17 protein-coding genes are annotated in these 21988 nt (G+C 44.4%); 5 read left to right on the top strand and 12 right to left on the bottom strand.

The features are described from left to right. Positions 1-21: 21 nt before the first annotated feature. Complete coding sequence (locus ACDQ55_RS09880; RefSeq protein WP_420981214.1) at positions 22-2184, bottom strand: S46 family peptidase; 2163 nt, start codon at positions 2182-2184, stop codon at positions 22-24. A 167-nt stretch (positions 2185-2351) separates the two neighbouring features. On the opposite strand from ACDQ55_RS09880, the gene ACDQ55_RS09875 reads away from it, so the two are divergent. Then, complete coding sequence (locus ACDQ55_RS09875; RefSeq protein WP_420981213.1) at positions 2352-3395, top strand: sensor histidine kinase; 1044 nt, start codon at positions 2352-2354, stop codon at positions 3393-3395. Between the two features lie 105 nt (positions 3396-3500). Here the strand turns inward: ACDQ55_RS09875 and ACDQ55_RS09870 are convergent, their stop codons facing one another. Then, positions 3501-4325, bottom strand: coding sequence for a M57 family metalloprotease (locus tag ACDQ55_RS09870; protein WP_420981212.1), 825 nt, complete (start codon positions 4323-4325; stop codon positions 3501-3503). Between the two features lie 957 nt (positions 4326-5282). Between ACDQ55_RS09870 and ACDQ55_RS09865 the strand changes: the two genes are divergently transcribed. Further along, positions 5283-8213, top strand: a complete 2931-nt coding sequence (locus ACDQ55_RS09865; RefSeq protein ID WP_420981211.1) for a S8 family serine peptidase — start codon at positions 5283-5285, stop codon at positions 8211-8213. A gap of 114 nt (positions 8214-8327) precedes the next feature. On the opposite strand, the gene lpdA is transcribed toward ACDQ55_RS09865, so the two are convergent. The 7 genes from lpdA to ACDQ55_RS09830 form a co-directional block, all read right to left on the bottom strand. After that, on the bottom strand, positions 8328-9734 hold the full coding sequence (gene lpdA / locus ACDQ55_RS09860; protein ID WP_420981210.1) for a dihydrolipoyl dehydrogenase: 1407 nt from the start codon (positions 9732-9734) through the stop codon (positions 8328-8330). Between the two features lie 165 nt (positions 9735-9899). After that, positions 9900-10559, bottom strand: a complete 660-nt coding sequence (locus tag ACDQ55_RS09855) for a LolA family protein (RefSeq protein ID WP_420981209.1) — start codon at positions 10557-10559, stop codon at positions 9900-9902. A 132-nt stretch (positions 10560-10691) separates the two neighbouring features. Next, a complete protein-coding gene (locus ACDQ55_RS09850) occupies positions 10692-13358 on the bottom strand; it encodes a DNA translocase FtsK (protein WP_420981208.1) in 2667 nt (888 codons plus the stop codon). Between the two features lie 22 nt (positions 13359-13380). Next, positions 13381-14808: an alpha/beta hydrolase family protein gene (locus tag ACDQ55_RS09845; RefSeq protein ID WP_420981207.1), complete on the bottom strand. Its 1428-nt coding sequence runs from the start codon at positions 14806-14808 to the stop codon at positions 13381-13383. 11 nt (positions 14809-14819) lie between these two features. Then, on the bottom strand, positions 14820-15212 hold the full coding sequence (locus tag ACDQ55_RS09840; protein ID WP_420981206.1) for a DUF423 domain-containing protein: 393 nt from the start codon (positions 15210-15212) through the stop codon (positions 14820-14822). A gap of 1 nt (position 15213) precedes the next feature. Further along, a complete protein-coding gene (locus ACDQ55_RS09835; protein WP_420981205.1) occupies positions 15214-15708 on the bottom strand; it encodes a shikimate kinase in 495 nt (164 codons plus the stop codon). Positions 15709-15741: 33 nt separating this feature from the next. Next, the gene (locus ACDQ55_RS09830) at positions 15742-16362 is read right to left on the bottom strand and encodes a 4'-phosphopantetheinyl transferase family protein (RefSeq protein WP_420981204.1); all 621 of its coding nucleotides are present in this window, start codon (positions 16360-16362) and stop codon (positions 15742-15744) included. Between the two features lie 110 nt (positions 16363-16472). On the opposite strand from ACDQ55_RS09830, the gene dcd reads away from it, so the two are divergent. Both dcd and ACDQ55_RS09820 read left to right on the top strand, forming a co-directional pair. After that, the gene (gene dcd, locus ACDQ55_RS09825) at positions 16473-17009 is read left to right on the top strand and encodes a dCTP deaminase (protein WP_420981203.1); all 537 of its coding nucleotides are present in this window, start codon (positions 16473-16475) and stop codon (positions 17007-17009) included. A gap of 105 nt (positions 17010-17114) precedes the next feature. Then, positions 17115-18875, top strand: a complete 1761-nt coding sequence (locus ACDQ55_RS09820) for a DUF885 domain-containing protein (RefSeq protein WP_420981202.1) — start codon at positions 17115-17117, stop codon at positions 18873-18875. A gap of 160 nt (positions 18876-19035) precedes the next feature. On the opposite strand, the gene ACDQ55_RS09815 is transcribed toward ACDQ55_RS09820, so the two are convergent. Both ACDQ55_RS09815 and ACDQ55_RS09810 read right to left on the bottom strand, forming a co-directional pair. After that, complete coding sequence (locus tag ACDQ55_RS09815; protein WP_420981201.1) at positions 19036-19254, bottom strand: hypothetical protein; 219 nt, start codon at positions 19252-19254, stop codon at positions 19036-19038. 18 nt (positions 19255-19272) lie between these two features. Next, entirely contained in the window at positions 19273-20106 is an 834-nt protein-coding gene (locus tag ACDQ55_RS09810; RefSeq protein ID WP_420981199.1) for a 3-keto-disaccharide hydrolase, read from the bottom strand. Between the two features lie 268 nt (positions 20107-20374). On the opposite strand from ACDQ55_RS09810, the gene ACDQ55_RS09805 reads away from it, so the two are divergent. After that, complete coding sequence (locus tag ACDQ55_RS09805; protein ID WP_420981198.1) at positions 20375-21112, top strand: SRPBCC family protein; 738 nt, start codon at positions 20375-20377, stop codon at positions 21110-21112. Between the two features lie 115 nt (positions 21113-21227). Here the strand turns inward: ACDQ55_RS09805 and ACDQ55_RS09800 are convergent, their stop codons facing one another. Then, positions 21228-21530, bottom strand: a complete 303-nt coding sequence (locus tag ACDQ55_RS09800) for a YtxH domain-containing protein (protein ID WP_420981197.1) — start codon at positions 21528-21530, stop codon at positions 21228-21230. Positions 21531-21988 lie beyond the last annotated feature (458 nt).

The following is a 21988-nucleotide window of genomic DNA, read 5'->3' as shown; positions in this document are numbered from 1 at the left end:
TTATTTATATCCTGCAAATATTTAGATAATCTTCATTTCATTCACCAGGCGGGTGCATCCTGCATACTTATCAATAATAAACAGTACATAGCGGATGTCTACCATAATATTACGGCAGATAGAAGGATCATAATTAATATCGCTCATCGTGCCTTCCCAGGTACGGTCGAAATTAAGTCCGATCAAATGTCCGTATGCATCCAGGGCCGGACTACCGGAATTACCGCCGGTAGTATGGTTGGAGGCGATAAAGCATACAGGCATTTTACCATTAACCCCGTAGCGGCCATAATCTTTTTTCTTATATAGCTCAATCAGCTTGGCTGGTACATCAAATTCATAATCTCCCGGAATATATTTTTCCATTACTCCATCCAGGTAGGTATAGAAATCGTACTGCACAGCATCACGGGGCGTATAGCCATCCACTTTACCATAGGTAATGCGCAGGGTACTGTTAGCATCAGGGTAAAAACGCTTTTTGTTACCCATTACATCCATCTGGGCCTGCATATAAGTACGCTGGAGGTTATTAATGTTGGCTTGCAGATCTGCTAGCGGCCGGCTTACATTTTCCACAAAGCCTTTACGCAGCGCCATTACCAGGCGGACAGCAGGATCTTTCCACATCTGTGCTACGACTGTAGTATATGGCTGCTGCATGAATGCCTTTAGTTTATCCATAGAAGTGAGCCCCGACAATCCATATGCCTTTTCCGCCAGCACGCGGCTGTCTTTATTGTACTCCTGCCAAACCTGGGCGAATTCACTGCCAGCATATTGCGCCGGTACCCCCTTTACATAAAGGTCTGTAAGACTTACGCAAATATCCTGGTCTACTTTTGCACTATAGTTCTGATAAAACGGCTGCATACCATCCAGAAACTGCTGGCGCATGGTTTCATACTGCCCCTCTCCTTTTTCGTAGACATCATTCAGGAAAGTAATTAACCGGTCGGCGGCGCTGAACAGTTCCACATTCCGGATCAATTCACTGTAATAATCGCGTGTTTGGGCATATGGTTGGATTTCCTGGTAGTAGTGATTCAAGGAATCCAGCACACCGGCGTATTGTTGTTGCCACACCGGGTTAGCGGCCAGCGTTTGGCGATAGTCGGCTTCATATTGCTGCTTTTTCCCGATACCGTTAGTATGTTTCACACCCTGCATTTCCCCCATCCATTTTTTCCAATAGTTGGCGGTGCCGGCATATTTGGCAGCATATTGTATTTTGATCTGTTCGTTTTTACGCATATACCCATCCATTATCCGGAGGGCAGCGTCGCGCATCTCCACCTTAGCAGCATCCAGTACGTCTACGGTTTGCTTTACCGCCTCAGAAGGCAAATATTCGGTAGTGCGGCCAGGAAAACCCAATACCATGGTAAAGTCGTTTTGCTTCATTCCTTTCAGGGAGATGGTAAGCGCGTATTTAGGTTTTAAGGGCACATTATCTTTAGAATAAGGAGCCGGACGGCCATCTTTACCGGCATAGATACGAAACATAGAGAAATCGCCGGTATGACGGGGCCATACCCAGTTGTCGGTATCAGATCCGAACTTACCAATAGAAGACGGAGGCGCCCCAACCAACCTAACGTCGTGGTAAGTTTCCGTTACAAACAGGAAATATTGATTGCCTTCATAAAAAGGTTTTATCATGACGTCTTGCCAGCTTTCTTTACGGGCGCCCTGTTTAATTTCGTTGAGCCGCTTATCAATCACCGACTGCCGTTCCCTTTCACTCATACCAGGTTTTACATCTTGCAACGCAGCTTTGGTAATGTCATCTATCCTTACAATGAACGTCGCAAAGAGCCCGGGATTAGGCAACTCTTCCACTGCGGATTTTGCCCAAAAACCATTTTCCAGGAAATTATTTTGCAGGGAAGAATGTTTTTGAATAGCATCATAGCCACAGTGGTGATTGGTGAGCAGGAGACCTTGCTCGGAGATCACTTCCGCCGTACAGAAGCCACCGAAGCTAACAATTGCGTCTTTCAGACTACCTTTATTGATACTATAAATATCGGCAGCACTGATTTTCATCCCCATTCCTTTCATTTCCTTCTCATTAAGACCGGAGAGCAGCTGGGGGAGCCACATTCCTTCTGTAGCGTAGGTGCGATGCGTAAGTACGAGGAGTACCAACAATAACACCGGCTTCACAATTCGTTGCAACATATCTGATATTCTTTTTATAAAAGAAGCAATTTACTATAAATCACGGAGGGGAGAAAAGATCACCCCAGGTTTCCTATCATTCATCGATATAAAGCAGCTATTTACAGAGAATACCACTGTTATCTGAACAGATTGCCTGAATTTCACCACATATCTATCTGTCGCAAATGTTCCGGTTAAAATCTTCGGTAGTAATAGCACATATTACTGGGTGGCTGATATGCCTTGGTTTACCCTTACTGTTCATCAGTGGGCAAACAGGCGACCGGCGGGCTCTTTCTATCCTGCTCTCTTCAGAGTACCTCATATTTCTTGTCACGTATGTGGCACTCTTCTATTTTCATACCATCTTTCTTTTCCCCCGGCTTTATTTCAACAAACAATATCTAGTTTATTTTCTCTCCCTATTATTGTTATTGCTGATGGTGAATTACATGCGGCCTTTCGAGCACCTGTTTTTCCAGTTACCACCGCATTATGGGCAGCCATCTTTAGTTAGCAGAAACATGAGGCCACCGGTGAGGATAGATATTATCAGCGACTTTCTCTTTTTGCTAACCATTGCACTGAGTACTGCCATTGAAACTACCCATCGCTGGCGGCTCACAGAAAAAAGGGCACTTTATGCAGAAACCCGCAAAAGCCAGGCAGAATTATCTTTCCTGAAAGCCCAGATCAACCCACACTTCTTATTTAATACCCTGAACAATATTTACTCACTGGCCATGACCCGCAGTGAATACACTGCTATGAGTATTATGAAATTATCTAACATGCTACGGTATATCACAGCAGAAAACAAAGGTGATTTTGTATTGCTGGAAAGTGAAATCGCATGTATACACGACTATATAGACCTGCAAAAATTGCGGCTCACCACTAAAACAAAAGTGAATTTCTCCGTTACAGGCAACCCCGGTATTAAATGCATAGCCCCGCTGATATTACTCCCATTCCTCGAAAATGCCTTCCAATATGGCGTGAGTAACCACGAGCCATCAGAAATCAATATCCTGTTAGCCAGCGCAGACAATTACATACATTTCTACTGCAGCAATAAATTATTCAGGCTCACACCCGATGCAGCCCATACCGGCACTGGTATTACTAACACGCGGCAACGGCTGGATCATCTATATCCCAACAAGTACGAGCTACATATCAGTGATGAAAACGGCGCTTACACCATTTCACTACAATTAGAAGTGTAAATTCCATTACCATAAATAACAACCTTAGGAAATAATAAAAGCAATATCCGGATGCCGATATCCTATCAGCACCCGGAACAACTCAACAGATAGCTCACGCAACGATTAGTGATACAAGTAGTTTAATGCAATAATATCATTCGCATTAAAAGTACGGTTACCACCATTAGAGCAAGCCAGCATCCAGGAGTTAGCATCAGCTCCGGAAGGAGTACCAGGGATCTGTATAGCGCCTACGCCAGCATCACCTTCATTTACAGCACTGCCACCACAGCTATAAGCACGGTTCAGGTAGTCGGTATGACGCAACCCGATGCAATGCCCTATTTCATGCTGGATAACAGAACCTACATACAATACATCTGGGTTGGAACCATAAGCATACTGATTGGTGTTCATCTGAATGGTATTATAAGGATTGCCGCCACTGGTAGGAAATCCGGAAGATCCCAGGGTAATGTAACCGCCACTGGGCCCCTGATTAAATCCTTGGATAGTAATGTTCGCAGTACCGCTGGCAATACGCTGGAAAGTGATACGCAATCCCAGCCTATTGTACCTTGCGATGGCTGTATCCGTACCCGCAATAAATGCAGCGCCCAAACCTGTTACCTTTATGGTAATTACACGGGGTAATGCAGTAACAAGATAATTGGTACGGTACTGTTCCGTTCCGGCTATCCTAATAATAGGACTACTAACTTTTTCTTTTAACTGATCTGCAGTCAGTAAAATATCACCTTCTACCAAATAACCGTCTTTTGTTTTAACAACATTGTCGGTACTAAATCCTAAGGATTTGATTTGGGCCAATACTTCTGCTGGTACAGGATCAGGTGTCACTTCTTTTTGTGCACCTTTTTTCTGACAGGATGCAAACAGTAAAACTACTGCCATCAGGCAGATCACAGGAATTGTGTGTTTTGTCATAGATTCAGATTTTTGGATTTATGTGAGAAAAAAAAGACGATTATATAACCCCATTTCACAACAGTAATATTTAAGCGCGGATCAATTACGCTGTCGCCATATCAGGCATACACGCTTCCTCATCAGCCATATCTGGCCAACGTTTGATATACTGTAAACCAATCCGTTCAGCAGGAACACATAAGCAAATGGTCCGTACGTAAATAAAGCGCACGTTACACACTATCTCCAAACAATAATTTGGATGCGGCCAACAGTGCTCAAATAATAAATATCCTATACTTTATAAAATGGCTTCCCTATTGCATACAAAGGATACCAGCCAGCATCACAGGCATCATGAAACATATTCATTACCTGCAACAAACAATGCCTTATAAAATAGCTTCCTTATTGCATACAAAGGATACCAGCCAACATCACAGGCATCATGAAACATATTCATTACCTGCAATAAGCAATGCCTTATAAATGGCCTCCCCATTGTATATAAAGGATAATCACTTGCACTGCAAGCAATTTGTTAACAATGCTGAAAAATGTTCCAAAAACAGTAATTGAATAAGAGCGCTCTTATTTTGGATACATCTACAATTGACATATCGTCTATGACATTGTACAGATTTTAAATTGGCTATAACTCGGAACTACCGGTCCTTTCCGGCTACTAAGACTTGCTCTACAGATTAACTTTAAACTTTGGCTTTCTATATCGTTGCTCGGATTTCGTTGAGTTTATACTTTAGGATTTCCGGTTTCAATATTACAACTTTCGCTTTATTTAAAAAAAATATTTTGCTTTAATCTGCATAAAATTATGTTGGCATAACTAAATACAGTAGTTTTAATTCAACATATTAAACCAACATATTTTTACCTATTGCCATTTTCTCCATGCTTTTCCCTACCTTGAAAATATGGCCTATATTGCTTCTGCAGTTATACAACTGTTACACTATGGCAGCGCAACCAAAAGTTATTGCAAGTACCACTAAAGGTAATGTCCCTACGCTTTCATCCAATGCTTCTTCCTCCAATATATCCCCTGCCATATTAACACTGCAGCATTCTTCCATTACACAAAATACTGCAGGTACGGGGCAAGCTGTTATCCACAATAAAATATTTACAGATACAACGGCAAAAGAAACTTTACGTCTGCTTGCAGATACTGTGATTCAACGTTACGCAACAGACACCTGCAACGTTTGGCAGCCGGCAACTTCGCCTTACCTGGTAAAATTTAAATCTGTTCCTGCTGCACCTATTTTACGGCGCTACGGTTACTTACTCGCTATTTCCCGTTATCATTATATTTTACAACAAGCACCTACAGATAGCACTGTGCTTTACTGTTATCATGCTAACAATAATTATAAAGCAAGTTCGGGCCTACTGCAAAAAATGGAAAAAGCAGGAGCCAATGATCGCCTTGCAATACAAGTATCCTATACACCAGGAAAAAAAATTATTCCATATGCCGCAGTGAAATGGCGCAATGATCACTTTGCAGTAGCCATTGTACAAGTAAAGCAACAAGACTGGATGGCTTTTATCAGCGATTCAACTATCCGGTTTGCAGATCTGGTAAAACAACCCATTCCCGAAATCATCATCAATACGGCCAACCTATATATAAACCGCATTCTGATTGCGCAACAACAATTTCCTGCCATTACCGGAAAACGTATAACCGTTTCCGTTAAAGAGGATATGTTTGATACAACCGACCTGGATCTGCAGGGAAGATACCTGCCTTCTTCCAATATATCGGAATTTCGGAGCTCACATGCCTTGATAATGGCTACGCTTATAGGAGGCGCCGGTAATAGCGGCGCCAATGGAAAAGGCGCTGCGCCGGAAGTACGTCTCAGCAGCTCCGATTACAATATCAGCTTATTTCCCGACGACAGCGCCTATTACACTCATACAGGTACCACCATACAAAACCACTCCTATGGCACTGGCATCGAAAATTATTATGGCGCAGAAGCGATGGCCTATGATCAGCAGATATGGGAAACTGATACCGTGTTACATGTATACTCATCTGGCAATATTGGTACCACGGCGCCAACTGCCGGGCAATACCAGGGGTTGACAGGTTACGCTAATTTATCCGGCAACTTCAAACAGGCTAAGAACATCCTAGTGGCCGGCGGTACCGATGCCACCGGCACCGTAGTACCATTAAGTTCTAAAGGCCCAACTTACGATGGGCGTATAGGACCAGCTATTGTAGCATATGGAGAAGATGGCACTTCCGGAGCCGCTGCGCTTACTTCCGGCGTAGCAGCCTTAATAGAGGATGCATGGCGGCTTCAATACCACCAGGCGCCTTCTGCCGCACTGGTAAAAGCTGCTATTATCAACAGTGCACTTCGCCCGGCAGGAGTACCGCCCGCATACAACCACGGCTATGGTAGCCTGCACGCCCTGGGTGCATTGCAGACCGTTGTAGAAAACCATATTCTACACGGACAAATCAGCAACGGCAACACCACATCTTTTGATATTACCATACCTGAAAAAACAGCGACCGTAAAAATTACGCTATGCTGGAATGATCCGCCCGCCACCATTAATGCAATGACGGCATTAGTAAACGACCTGGATCTACAAGCCGCTACCGGGGACCAACAGGTATGGTTACCCTGGGTGCTTAGCGGACAGCCCGACTCCCTGGGCAAGGCTGCTTACCGGGGCCGGGACAGCCTTAATAATACTGAACAGATCAGTATTGAAAAGCCAGCACCTGGCCAGTTGCACATTACTGTAAAAGGCACCCGGATCACAACAGCTACACAGCCTTTTTACCTCGCCTATGAATTTACACCACAGCAAAGTTTTCAATGGCAACATCCTACTGCAGCAGCAACATTGCTTGCTGGCGAAGTTATTCCCTTACAATGGCAAACTACGTATAGTGGTAAAGGTGATCTCAGTTACAGCACAGACAGTGGCTATACCTGGCTGCCGATCGCACAACAGGTTCCTCTGCAACCAGGCGTCTATAACTGGCATGCACCAACTGCTTTTGCACCTCTACTGCTGAAACTGGCATTGGCAGATACTACCTTTATAAGCCCTACTTGCTACCTATCCCCCATGCTCACTTTGCATACAGGATTTAATTGTAGCGATACGGTATTACTGTACTGGCCTGCACAACCCGGAGCCACTGCCTACCAACTATATACCATGGGCAATACAAACTTAATACCGTATAGTCAACCCCGTGATACTTTTCTATTTGTTCCACGATCTACGGCTTCGCGCTTCTTTGCTGTAAGCCCCATATCCGGTGAAGGATGGACAGGCGCCCGCAGCTATGCTATAGACTATTCACGGCAAGGCGTAGGCTGCTATGTACAGTACCTCCTGGCAGATAAAACTACCAATAACAGCATCCTGCTTTCATTATCGCTGGGCAGTAACTACCATCTCGAAAACATATACTGGGAACGGCTTTCCGGTATAGGTTGGCTGACGCTTTCCATGCAACAGGTAAATGAAGGACTTCATTTTAACTTAATGGATAATTCGCCCCCGGAAGGACTAATGCATTACCGCGTACGGTTGCAAACTACTGATGGAAAATTTATTTACAGTGATCCGGTAACCGTGGAAATATACCAGGACAACAATATCCTTCTGTTCCCTAACCCTGTTAGCACCCAGTTGACCATCCTGGATAAAATATTACGCACCAGAAAATTAGTGATTACAGATATAAGTGGACGCATAGTATGGCAGCAACAACTAACAGCATCGCAAGAAAGTGTACCCGTACACCAGTTAGCCAATGGGATATATAACTGTAGCATTTATGCGGAAGGAAAACACATCTGGTCTAAACAATTCGTCAAGCTGGCAGCTGGCAACTAGCGGCAAAACGCTCACCTGAACACTTGTTGAATTCCCAATATACTTGCTGCCATTAATAAAAACGGCCGCTCTGATTAAATCAGAACGGCCGCTAATTGTATTTACAATAAATTATTACAGGTGAATAGCTTCTCCGTAGGCTACTTCGATAGCATCTTTCACGGATTCGCTCATGGTTGGGTGCGGGTGGATAGCATCCAGCACTTCCTGATAAGTAGTTTCCAGTTTACGGGCTACTACTGTTTCAGCAATAATTTCGGTTACATTAGCGCCGATCATATGTGTACCTAACCATTCGCCGTATTTAGCATCAAAGATTACTTTTACGAAACCTTCAGTAGCACCGGCAGCAGAAGCTTTACCGGAAGCAGAGAATGGGAATTTACCCACTTTCACTTCGTAACCGGCTTCTCTTGCAGCTTTTTCAGTATAACCTACAGAAGCGATTTCAGGTGCGCAATAAGTACAGCCTGGGATGTTCATGTAGTCGATAGTAGCAGGTTTGTGTGCGTATTTCTTTTCGTTGTAAGCGATACTTTCCACGCAAACGATACCTTCTTTGGATGCTACGTGCGCAAGCGCCTGACCAGGTACCATGTCGCCGATAGCATATACGCCAGGGATGTTGGTTTGATAGTATTGGTCTACCAATACGCGGCCTTTATCAGTTTTAACGCCCAATGTTTCCAGCCCAATATTTTCGATGTTGGCAGCAATACCTACAGCGCTCAATACTACGTCTGCTTCCAGCGTAATTTCGCCAGTTTGTGTTTTTACTTTTGCTTTAACGCCGTCGCCATTAGATTCCACTGCTTCTACAGAAGCGTTGGTCATGATTTCGATACCTTTTTTCTTGTAGATCTTTTCCAGTTCTTTAGAGATATCTTCATCTTCCACAGGCACAATACGAGGGAGGAATTCTACGATGGTTACCTTAGTACCCAGGGTAGCGTAGAAGTAAGCGAATTCAACACCGATAGCGCCAGAACCTACTACGATCATAGATTTAGGCTGTGCAGGAAGCACCATTGCCTGACGGTAACCAATTACATTTTTACCATCAATCTTCAGGTTAGGCAGCTCGCGTGCACGGGCGCCGGTAGCCAAAATGATATGTTTTGCGTCGTAAACAGTGGCTTTACCGTCTTTATCGGTTACTTCCACCTGGCCTTTGGATTTCAATTTTCCAGTGCCCATGATCACGTCGATCTTGTTCTTTTTCATCAGGAACTGAACGCCCCTGCTCATTTTATCAGCAACACCGCGACTACGTTTGATTACTGCATCAAATTCTACTTTCGCATCACCTATTGTAATACCATAGTCTTTTGAATGCTGCGTATATTCAAATACCTGTGCCGTTTTTAATAAAGCCTTGGTTGGAATACAGCCCCAGTTTAAACAGATACCACCCAGGTTCTCTCTTTCCACTACTGCAGTTTTAAATCCCAGCTGAGAAGCACGGATAGCAGCCACATATCCGCCGGGCCCACTACCAATTACGATTACGTCGTATGCCATATTGTTTAATTTTAAATTGAACTTGCCAAAGGTAAAAAAATAATTATGAATTGCCTATTATATAGGGAGTGATAGCAGAAAGCCACTAGCGTAAAGACAAAGCGGCAGATCAATGTTGACCAGCTTTATCTTTACCCTAGTGGCTTTTTTCATGATGAATATCGTTTACCGGAGATCTACTACTTCTACTCCAGGATACTTTTTAGCATCGAAGGTGAAGATTGCATCGCTCAGATTTGTATTTGGCGTAAAACTGGTGATATCATACGTATAGTGGTTACCGTTTTTCTCAAACACTTTCATTCTCGCAATGCTCTGGTTTTTCTTATCTACAGAAACGATCACTTTGAAAATATTTTTAGACTTATCGGTAGGCGTTAGTTCTATATTTTGTAACACCTTGCCTTTTTCGGTGGTTTCCCCATCCAGTTTGTAGAGATAATCTTTATCATAGAAGTTGGTGAACAATTTAGCGGGAGTCATAGCACCACTGCTCTGGTCTACCGTATTGATCGTTACTTCATTTACATCCTTGGCATAAGTCCAGGATGTTTTGTTGTCACTGATAATCTCCTGACCTGGCAGCGTTACTTTATACTTGGCACCTTTGAGGTACACAGTTCCTTTCTTGGAATCTGTTACACTGTTATTGGCGCCTTCCACTTTCAATATAAAATTGGCTACTACTGTTTTTAAAGATTTGAATTTATTACTAACGCCATCGAGAACAGATTTTGCCTTAGGGTCTGAGGCTCCTTTGGATTGTGCCATGCCGCTGAAAATGATACCACTCAACAACATTCCTGTTAATACAAATTTCTTCATCGTAGTTTTTTTTAGTTTGTGCTATCCGGCCAAAACAAATGCTATGCCGCATAACAAGAGTTGGTCTTTGCAGGACGCAAAATTCGATATATTTCCTGAAAAAGGATAATAAATTCGAAAGCCACCAACATATTATAACAAATTGTTAAGGATTTCCTGTAGCTCGCTATCTGTTTTTACCAGCACCTCACGGGCTTTGCTGCCCATATTAGGCCCTACAATACCGGTAGCTTCCAGCTGATCCATTAAGCGGCCTGCGCGGTTATATCCCAGTTTCATCCGGCGTTGCAACAAAGACGTAGAACCCTGCTGGGTAGACACGATCACCTGGGCGGCCTCTTCAAACAGTGGATCGCGGTCGGCAATGCTCAATTCTTTGCCGTCCGGATCTTTGTCGTCTACATACTCCGGTAACAGGAAAGCATCCGGATAACCTTTTTGATGGCCAATAAATTCTGCCACACTTTCCACTTCCGGCGTATCCACAAAAGCACACTGCAAGCGCACCAGCTCCCCATTAAACGATACCAGCATATCTCCCTGCCCGATCAACTGCTCTGCTCCTCCAATATCGAGAATAGTACGGGAATCTATTTTGGAAGATACTTTAAAGGCAATACGGGCAGGAAAGTTGGCCTTAATCGTACCGGTAATAATGTTTACAGACGGGCGCTGCGTAGCAATAATCAAGTGGATACCTACCGCACGGGCCAGCTGGGCCAAACGGGCAATCGGCATTTCCACTTCTTTCCCGGCCGTCATAATCAAGTCTGCAAACTCATCTACTACCAACACTATAAATGGCAGGTAGCGATGTCCCTTGAGCGGGTTCAGGCGACGCTGCGTAAATTTTCCATTGTATTCCCGGATATTACGGGTCCCGGCTTCTTTTAACAGGTCGTAGCGCAGGTCCATTTCAATACACAAGGCATTGAGCGTATGGATCACTTTTTTGGTATCGGTAATGATGGCGTCTTCTTCTCCCGGCAGCTTGGCCAGGAAATGCTTTTCGATCAGTTTATACAGGGACAATTCCACCTTTTTGGGATCTACCAGCACAAACTTCAACTGCGACGGATGTTTCTTATACAACAACGACACCAGCAACGTATTGATACCTACCGATTTACCCTGACCTGTAGCACCAGCCATGAGCAGGTGCGGCATTTTGGCCAGGTCGGCAATGAAGTTCTCGTTATCGATCTTCTTTCCAATAGCAATAGGCAAATCCATAGTACTGGTCTGGAATTTTTCGGACGCCAGCAGGTTTTTGAGCGATACCACCGTTTTCTTTACATTAGGCACCTCAATACCAATAGTGCCCTTGCCTGGGATCGGCGCAATAATACGTATACCCAAAGCCGACAGGCTTAGGGCAATGTCATCTTCCAGGTTTTTAATACGGGAGATACGTACGCCGGCAGCTGGCACAATTTCGTATAACGTAACGGTAGGACCTACCGTAGCGCTTATTTTCTGTATAGAAATATCGTAGTTTTTCAGGGTATCAATGATCTGGTTTTTATTCTTTTCCAGCTCAGTAGTATCCTGTACGATTACTTTATCGGCGTTGTGGTTTTCCAGCAAATCGAGGGTAGGGAATTTATAATCGCGCAAATCGAGCGATGGATCATAAGGATCTACTGGTTCTACTGGCCGGGGAGCTACTATTTCATCCGCTTCCTCTTCTTCATCCCGGTAAGTAGGTTTTATTTCGAAAGCCACTTCCTCTGGTGTACTTTTCTTTTTCGGGGAAACAGGCGCTTGCTCCAATCTTTCTTCTATGTATAATAGCGGACCCGGATCTTCTTCCACCTCCTCTTCTTCTGCCGCGGCATCGAATGCTTCAAATGCGGCTGGCGCCATAGGCGTAACCACAGGTGCTACCACTGGGGGCATGTAGGCAGCGCGAACAGGCGCCACAGTAATATCTTCTTTTTCCACCAGCTCCATGGGCGGCAGGTCGTCTTCCGGCTCCTCTTCAGCACCCTGAGTAGGGATTACCATCATACCACCTTCTTTCATCCCATTTTTCCGGCTCTCAGCTTCTTTAATAGGAGAAGGCGGAACGGCTACCGGAGCCACCGTTGCTGCAGGCTTACCTACCGGCGCCGGCGGAGCGGCGGCTGGTACCGGCTTCTTTGGTTTTACCTTCTTTTCAGGCCACTTAAAATCAAAATTAAATTTCCAGATCAACCAGGAGAAACCTACAACGAGCAATAAAAGGGCCGTACCAGTTTTACCTACAAAACCAGAGGTCCATTTATCAAGGGCATCTCCCAAAGCTCCCCCCCAGGGAAATTCAGCTCCATTGGCTACAAATGCCATGGTCATACTAACGTACAGTAGGCCAAACAAAATGTACTTCACATTGCGCCAGATACGGAACACGCGGCGGCCTACAATAAAGTTGACGCCTATAATAAAGAAGAAGTAACAAAACAGGTAAGCGGCGATACCCACGCCATAAAAAAAGAAGTTATGCGACACATAGGCTCCCAGTCTGCCCAATAGGTTATCTACTTTTACATCGCCTATCAACAATTCCCGGGTTGAGTAATGAAAAATCTTATCCTGGTCATCTTCCCAGGTAAATAAATAGGAGGTGAAAGCAATAAAACAATAAACAGCTAGTAGCAGGAAGAACACGCCCATTACCTTATGCGTGCGTTCGTCCTTTACCAGCTCTTTTACCTTTACCTCCGGCTCTCTGTCTTTCTTCAGCACATCAGGGTTCGTTGCAGGGCCTTTTGGTTTCTTACTTTCAGGTTTTTCAGTTTTCAGTTTATTCTTAGACATAATTTAACTTCAGGTTTTGGGACTACCTGGCCGACGGCGGTAACTGGACAATCCAGTGCGCCATAAATTCCGGAACCAGGGGATCAATGGTTTGTTCCAGCTCTCCATACTCGCTGGTAGTACAAGTTTTACAGCGTTGGAACAAATGGTTTAATCCATTAAACTTACGGACTGTTACCATCTGATTGCCATTCTCCGTTAATGCGCGCTGAATAGCATTCAAATTGCTGGTGGCATCTACCTGCAGGTCTTCAGTACCGTTGATTGCCATAAACGGGCATTTAATCTGCTTTAGCCAGGTGAGTGGCTGATAACGCAAGATTGATATGGCTTCCGGACTTAGATTGGCACTTTGTACCATGTCTTCTTCCGATACTTCTTTTTTCACCTCTTCTCCGGAGCTACGGTATAATTCCCTGATCAATTGCTGTGCCTTGGGTTTTACTACGGCGATATTGCTATCACTAGCCAACAGGTCCCAGTAAGGCTTCATACGTTGCCTGTCTGCCTCTATCAGGCTATCCGGCTTACCTTCTAGTTTCCCCTTAATAAATGCCTGCTGATCTATCAGTTCCCTGCCTGGCAATCCTACTCCGGCCATGGATATTACAAAAGCTACCGCCGGATTGTTTGCCGCCACTATCTGGGCTACGATGGCGCCTTCACTATGTCCCAGCAATCCTACGCTGTGAGGGTCTACATCTTTCCTTGCTTTTACATATGCCATAGCGGCGGCCGCATCCCGGGCAAAACCATAAATATCTGAAGTATCAAAATCGCCGGAAGAAGCGCCTATGCCACGGTCGTCGTACCGCAAAGTAGCAATGCCATTGCGGGCAAAATAATCCGCTATAACGAGGAACAGTTTATGACCCGCCATTTCGTCGTCGCGGGTTTGAGGCCCGGAGCCATTCAGCATTACCACCACGGGGTATTTACCCATAGCAGCCGGACGGGTAAATGTGCCGGACAAGGAAACCCCATCTTTGGTATTATAAAACTTAACCGCTTCTGTATAATAAGGATAAGGAGGTTTAGGTTCCTGTGGACGTTTGTAAAGATCTGCACGGGTTAGCTCCCTTCTGCCCAATTCCAGGGCGCTCCTTTCGGAATCGAAACTAGACACCCCTTTGAACCGCTTTGTTACGGGGTCCCAAACGCCTACAAAAGTAAATTTTACTTCGGCCGTGCGGAGCAACAGGGTATCTTTACGATACACCACCGATTCCAGCTCAAAGGTATCGCCATCTGCCACATCGGGAAACTGCACCTGGCCGGTATACCCACTACCGGTTTGTTGCAATTGTATGATCACCCGTTGCTTATCGCCGTAGTATAATTTATAGGCGCCATACCATTTACCTGCAATACCTATATTGTTATTGTCTTGTGCATTCACAACAACACCTGGCAGCATCACCAGCAGCAGCATCCAAAAACCCTTCCACATCTATAATGTTTTTATGCTTTTATTTTTAAAACGCCTGCCAGGAAACAGATCCAGCCTGCAATAAAGAATACGCCACCAATAGGCGTAAGGATACCGATACCTTTTAATCCAACATTACCGGTCATTTTTAATATTGTGAGCAGGTACAATGAACCAGAGAAAAGGAGCACGCCAATAATAAAGCATCTGCCCGCCCATTCCAACTGGCTGCCAGGAAGATGCGCAAAGAGGATGCCGGTAGCAATTAATGCAAATACATGATAAAACTGATACGTAACGCCTGTCTGAAAAGTAGATACGGTTTCGGGAGGCACCAGCTCTTTGAGTTTATGCGCACCAAATGCGCCTAACATCACGGCCAATGCACCTAATACCGCTGCCCATACTAAAAAGCTTTTATGCATATTATAAATTTTCGGTAAAGGTATCCAATGAAATATTATCAGATGAAATTATATGTCTGGATTGCTGATAAAAAGGCAAACGTTCCGCTAATTTCTTCTCTACAAAGCCCATCAGGTCTTTATCTTCCAGATCTGCTATGAGCGGGCGCTTATTCTTCTTCCGTTGTAACCTTTCTACCATCGTTTCCAGGGAAGGATTAAGCCAAATAGTAGTACCATGTTGATTCATAAAATCCATGTTCTCCTGAAAACAGGGCGTTCCGCCGCCGCAGGAGATCAGAAAGTTTTCCTGCATGGATAATTCACGCAGCAGCGTGCTTTCCTTTTCCCTGAAATAGTCTTCCCCTTTAGTTGCAAAAATATCTGCGATGGCCATTTCTTCCGCTTCCACAATCACTTCATCCAGATCGTAATAGGGCAGTTGCCAGTGATCTGCCAGCTGTTTGCCCCAATAGGATTTTCCGGCACCCATAAAACCGAGTAAATATACTTTCATAAATAACGCAACAGGTCTAAAAAAATTCTTTCCTCACGCAGGATGAGTCCATGCCAGGCATAGGCCATTTTCCATAATATACTGCAAATATAACCGCGTATTTGAATCAGGTTTGTTAAAATCGGCAGTTATAAAACCTGCCTGCTGGTATACAAAAGGATGCAACCGCATATGCTCTTTAAAATCGACACTCCCTAGTCCGTACCACTTAAAAATTGCCTCTTTGGCACTCCAGCAAACCGTTTCATGTGGCAAAGAATGAGCATTATCTATAAACAATCTTTCCTCCGGCGACAGGAACTTATGCACTACCAAGTCTATTTTCTTTTTCACTTCTTCAATATCAATGCCTACCGCCCCTTTAGTGCTTACAATAGCTGCGGCATAATTGCCACAATGTGAAATAGAAAAATGATAGCTCTCACATTCCAGTACCGGCTTACGTGAATTGGTGACCATGATCTTTTGAATGGGAAATTCAGGAAAGAGCGTTACCAATAAGTATCTGCCGGCAAAATGCTGCAACCGTTTGTGCGGATGGTGAATCGCGGGGCTGATGTTTACCTTCTCCCGGAAAAAGTCTTCGGATTCTTCAATCTCCCATACTCCCAGCTTCGTATCCTGGTCAATTTGTATCGTTCGTATTAATGGCATATCTTGCCAAATTAAAGCAAAAAAGCAGAAAAAACAGCTTTTAGCCCTTGGTGTTTAACTATTTGCTAACGGCTAAAAACTAAAAGCTACTAAAACTAAACGACCTAAGCATGATTCTGTCAGACAAACGGATATTGGAGGAAATTGACAAAGGCACCATCGTTGTTACACCTTTTGACCGGAAATACCTGGGTACCAATTCTTATGATGTACATCTGGGTAAATACCTGGCTACCTACAAGGACCGTGTGCTGGATGCACGCAAACACAATGAAATTGAGCATTTCGAAATACCAAAAGAAGGATACGTACTCCAACCTGGCACCTTATATCTGGGCGTTACCGAGGAATACACCGAAACACATGCCCATGTACCTTTCCTGGAAGGTAAGTCTAGCACCGGCCGCCTGGGAATAGACATACATGCCACCGCCGGCAAAGGAGATGTAGGTTTTTGCAATACCTGGACTCTTGAAATTTCCTGCGCACAACCAGTACGTATATACGCTGGCATGCCAATTGGCCAACTGATCTACTTTGTGGTAGAAGGAGATGTAGAAACTCTTTACAACAAAAAAGGGAATGCCAAATATAACGGCCGCACCATTAAACCTGTAGAGAGCATGATGTGGCGCAACGACTTCTAGCCGATAGGCGCCAGCTATTAGCCATCAGCTAATGCAGCAGAGATCGTTTACCGATGATTAGTAGTAACTTAAGCTGCTTATTTGAATCAACAACTACCAAGTGCTATGAGAAAATTTCTTCTTTGCGCAGCAACAGCAGGAGCGCTAACAGCCTGCCACAACAGCGGCAACGGCAGTGAAACAAAGGGAACAGACAGTATGTTAAACCTGTCATTCAACCAGTATTCCAGCCGCTTCATTGATGCGCTTTGGAAAATAGATCCCTCCTGGGCTACCAGCGTAGGGTATCATCGTTACGACGCTGTATTGATTATTCCTGACAGCGCCGCCCACCAAGAACAACTGGCCTTTGCAAAAGCGCAATTGGATTCCCTGAAATCTTTCGGACCGGAAGGCTTAAGCGATGCCAATAAAATTGATTACCAGCTGATAAAGAACTTCCTGGAATCTTCACAGTGGGAGATCAATGAAGAAAAAACCAATCAATGGGACCCTGCTTCTTATAATGTAAGCGGCACTTTCGCGTTCATCTTAAATGAGAACTATGCGCCGCTGGAAACAAGGCTGCGTAGCTTCGGCGCCAGGCTCAGCAACATTCCAGCTTACTACGAAGCAGCGAAACAACAGATCAAAGACCCGGTTCCGGAACTGACCGACCTGGCCATAGAACAAAACCTGGGTGGCCTATCCATTTTTGAAAAAGACTTCACCGACTCGCTCAAAAAAACTACCATTCCGGCCGCAGAGCAAGCTGCTATGGCAGCATCTGCCCAAATTGCCACCAATGCTATCCGTGCATACACCGACTGGCTAAAGGGACTGAAACCAGCACATCCGCGCAGTTTCCGCCTGGGCAAAACCTTATACGACCAAAAATTCAAGTACAACATACAATCCTCTTTCACCGCCGAACAGATATACGATTCCGCTATCGCCAGAAAAGCGTATATCCATGGTGAAATGACGAAGATCAGCCGCGAACTGTGGCCTAAATATTTTGGTAAAACTACCATGCCTGCCGACTCACTGGAACTGGTTAAACGGATGATAGACACGCTTTCCCTCCAGCACGTAAAACCAGAAGAATTCCAATCTGCCATCGAAAAACAATTACCGGCATTGGTTGCCTTTATCAAAGAAAAAGACCTGTTATACATAGATCCTTCCAAACCGCTGGTAGTACGTAAAGAACCTGCCTATATGGCTGGTGTGGCTGGTGCGTCTGTTAGCGCCCCCGGCCCTTACGACAAAGGCGGCAATACCTACTACAACGTGGGCAGTCTCGAAGGATGGCCAAAAGATAAAGCAGAAAGCTACCTGCGTGAGTACAACCGCTACATTCTGCAAATATTGGATATACATGAAGCCATTCCAGGACATTATACCCAGTTGGTATATTCCAATCAATCTCCCAGCCTGATCAAATCCCTGATGAGCAATGGCGCTATGATTGAAGGATGGGCAGTATATACAGAGCAAATGATGCTAGAGAATGGCTACGGCGGCAATGAACCGGAAATGTGGCTGATGTGGTATAAATGGAACCTCCGCACCGTATGCAATACCATCCTGGACTACGGCGTACACGTAAAAGATATGAGTAAGGAAGATGCCATCCGTTTGCTGACCAGGGAAGCCTTTCAGCAGGCAGCCGAGGCGGCAGGTAAATGGAAAAGGGTAAGCGTTACCAGTGTACAACTCACCAGTTATTTCACTGGCTATAAAGAAATTATCGACCTGCGGGAAGCCTACAAAAAACAACAGGGCGAGCATTACAGCCTTAAAACATTTAACGAAAAGTTCCTGAGCTATGGCAGTGCACCGGTAAAGTATATCCGCGAAGCAATGCTGGGAACTGGCCACTAGCTGCCAGCCGTTAGTTAGCCAGGATTATTTTTATTTTTTTATCCCCCCAGCTACAGATTACAAGTACTGGGGGGTGAATATTTACCGTAAGAGAATCGTATAGCGGGTGCAATTTTCCATGCTTTATTTTTCGAGATGGCAAAGGTAACCCCCAAAGGAGTTAAAATTGGAACCAGATTTGCCCTTCTCCATGAGACCTCATCGTTCCCCCATTTTTCAACATATAAACAGTTTGCGATATGAAGAACAAATCTTTACCGGTACTGGGCATCTGCGCATTACTGCTGATAGCCAGCTGTGTACCACCCAGACCTCCCAGGCCACCAAGACCGCCGCATCCTCCAAGACCACATGCAACTAATTTTCTTTCCCCTACCACTGCAACATTTTTCTTTATTTAGCGGTGTTGTAATAAGTAGAGTATTCTATTTAGTTTAACCGGGTCATTGATATAGGGCGACAGATCAAATAGCTCTACCTTCCGGAAAGCTACCGGGTGACTTTCACTTTGCAGTGAAATAGTGCCTTCCTTTAGCAGTTTTCCTGTTTGTAACAAGCGGGGATCGGCGTATGAAACATTTCCGCCACCAATTTGCGGTTTATTGTACACGAGCACGGTATCCTTGTCCACGATGTGTTTGATGACGGAGTCTCTCAATACAAGCGCCTCCACGTGTACCCAAACATCGCCATGATAAGTTTTAGATGTTGAGCTGATGCAATGGTCGGTGATGAGTTTACCGTTCATGACTACATTAGTACCAGGCGTGCAGAGATTGGCCGTTGAGCGGGAGTCCTTACCATTACCCCCCAACAGTTGCTCTTCCAGGGAAACAGGAAAGTCCTGTTCTTTGGTCATACTGGCGGCGTTTTGTCCGTGGAGCATCACACCACTATTCCGGTAAGCCCAACCCGGGCCACCTTTTACCTGGTCGCCAGTAAATTTATATTCTACTACCAGCAGATAAGCAGAGAAGTTTTTTTTGTAAAAGATATGCCCGAACTGGTCGTTAAATCCTGTATAGTGGTCGTAGCAGACTTTAAGCTGCCCACTGTCTACCCGGAAAGTATTGCCAAAGTTATCGTTAAGTGGATGCCCGGTTATTTTGATATCCCAGTCTTTCAGGTCTTTTCCATTGAACAATTTCAGCCATTTATTAGGGGCAATTTCTTGCTGCGCTACGCTTTGCAGGCCAGCTAGCAGGAATAATGCGGTCAGTACCTTTTTCATAAGTGGTTTTATTTAGCGGGTTAAGATAGCAGATCGGCAACAGAAATGCAAGTTGCCTTGTTATGGCATATAATTCGTGGCGCATGCCCTGATAGCAAATAGATGGCAGTACAGCTACTGTAACAGTGTGTAAGAAAATACGCAGCATTCCTCATTAGGTGCATCAACAACAAAAGTTATAATATATCTATCATAATAAATATCAAATATTTATCTGCTTTTACCCAAAAGTGCAGGGTTTTAGCTGTAAGTTCCACAAACTGTATATATGAAGTCAAAAACCTTAACACAACAACACAACGGAAATCATCCAGATCAACCCAAGGCAGGGGCACTGTATGAGAGTTCAAATATTATTAATGTCACGCCGGAGGGTAGAATTGTCTCGATTTTCACGGGCGCCTGGTTACTGGGCAATGCCATCAGCAAGGTGGATAAATCTCCTTTTAAAAGCCTTTTTAAGCTATTTGGTGCGGGTTATCTTCTTTACAGGGGCATTAGTGGCAATGACCTGGTGAACGGCTTGATGGGCAAGAGAAAACCGGATAAGCATACCACCGCAATCAATATCCGTACTGCCATATCAATTGCCAATCCTAAGGAGGAAGTGTATTATTTCTGGCGGCAATTGAGCAATCTGACAGTTTTTATGAAGCACCTGCAAACAGTGGAAGAAAAAGACCCTTTCCATTCGCATTGGGTGGTGAAAGGCCCAGGGGGCATTGGCACCCTGGAATGGGACGCAGAGATAGTGAAAGAAATACCCGGAGAGATTATCGGATGGCGTTCGTTGCCAGGTTCGTCTGTTGCCACAGCGGGCCGGGTTACCTTCCGGGATACTTTTAATGGGGGTACGGAAATAGATGTGATGATCACTTACCGTCCGCCGGCGGGTTATGTAGGTTCCGGACTGGCGTGGTTACTCAACCCTTCATTTGAAAACATGATCATCAAAGATGTCCGGCGGTTCAAGAATTATATGGAAACCGGAGAAATTGCCAAGTAAGCGTATCTATATAAAAATAGCGGAGACCCTAGCAGGTATCTCCGCTATTTTTATATAGCCGTTAGCATTGCTGACATATATTCATATAGCCAGTAAGGCGTTCATCTATGCACAGCTAAGAGAGTGCTTCCTTTTTGAACCGGTTAAAATAGCCCTGACTTCTATTAATCAGTTTTAGCACACGTTGCCGGGTATCATCCTGTAAGCCGCTGATTTCGTGCTCGAATACATTTTTAAGATCAGAAAGATCATCTCCCCCGTTGTTGATCAGTCCGTTGATCTTCTGGCGCCAATCGTCTGCCCTGTTCTTTATTTTTCTGCGGGTTTTATTACCACTGTCCGGGGCGGTTAACAATCCTATTACTAATCCGGTAGTTAATCCGGCGATTGCGCCGGCTAAGAATTTAGTTGTAGACATGATTACTGGATTTTTATGGTTTAACAAAAGTCAGGTGTGCATAGTTCATTCACACTATCTATCGCCTTAATTTTCAAATATCAGGCCACTATACTGGTATTAGCAAGAGAAATATAGCACGTGCGGCTATAAAAAAGGGGAAAACCACCTGCTTTGAATGAAAGTTGAATGGATTGTATCAATAACGTAAAACCGGATATGAAACGCTATCCAGGACAACATCAGAACAGACATTGCCCCGGCAGGTGGATAAGATAAGCGTATTAGATAATGGAATTTATAAAAGTCAAACGGAGCAGTAAAATAGTTACATTCCGGTATTTTTCAAACCTTTTTGAAAGAAATGAAATAATAAATTTTCTTAAAAAGTTGATTTTCGTCGAAAACCCAATACCAGACAGAATTTCCTGGAAACGCTATAATATTAATAAATAAAACAATACGAAATCAAATTTCCA

Source organism: Chitinophaga sp. 30R24 (assembly GCF_049056765.1).
In the GTDB taxonomy this organism is placed as follows: domain Bacteria; phylum Bacteroidota; class Bacteroidia; order Chitinophagales; family Chitinophagaceae; genus Chitinophaga.
This window is presented reverse-complemented; position numbering and strand designations above follow the sequence as displayed.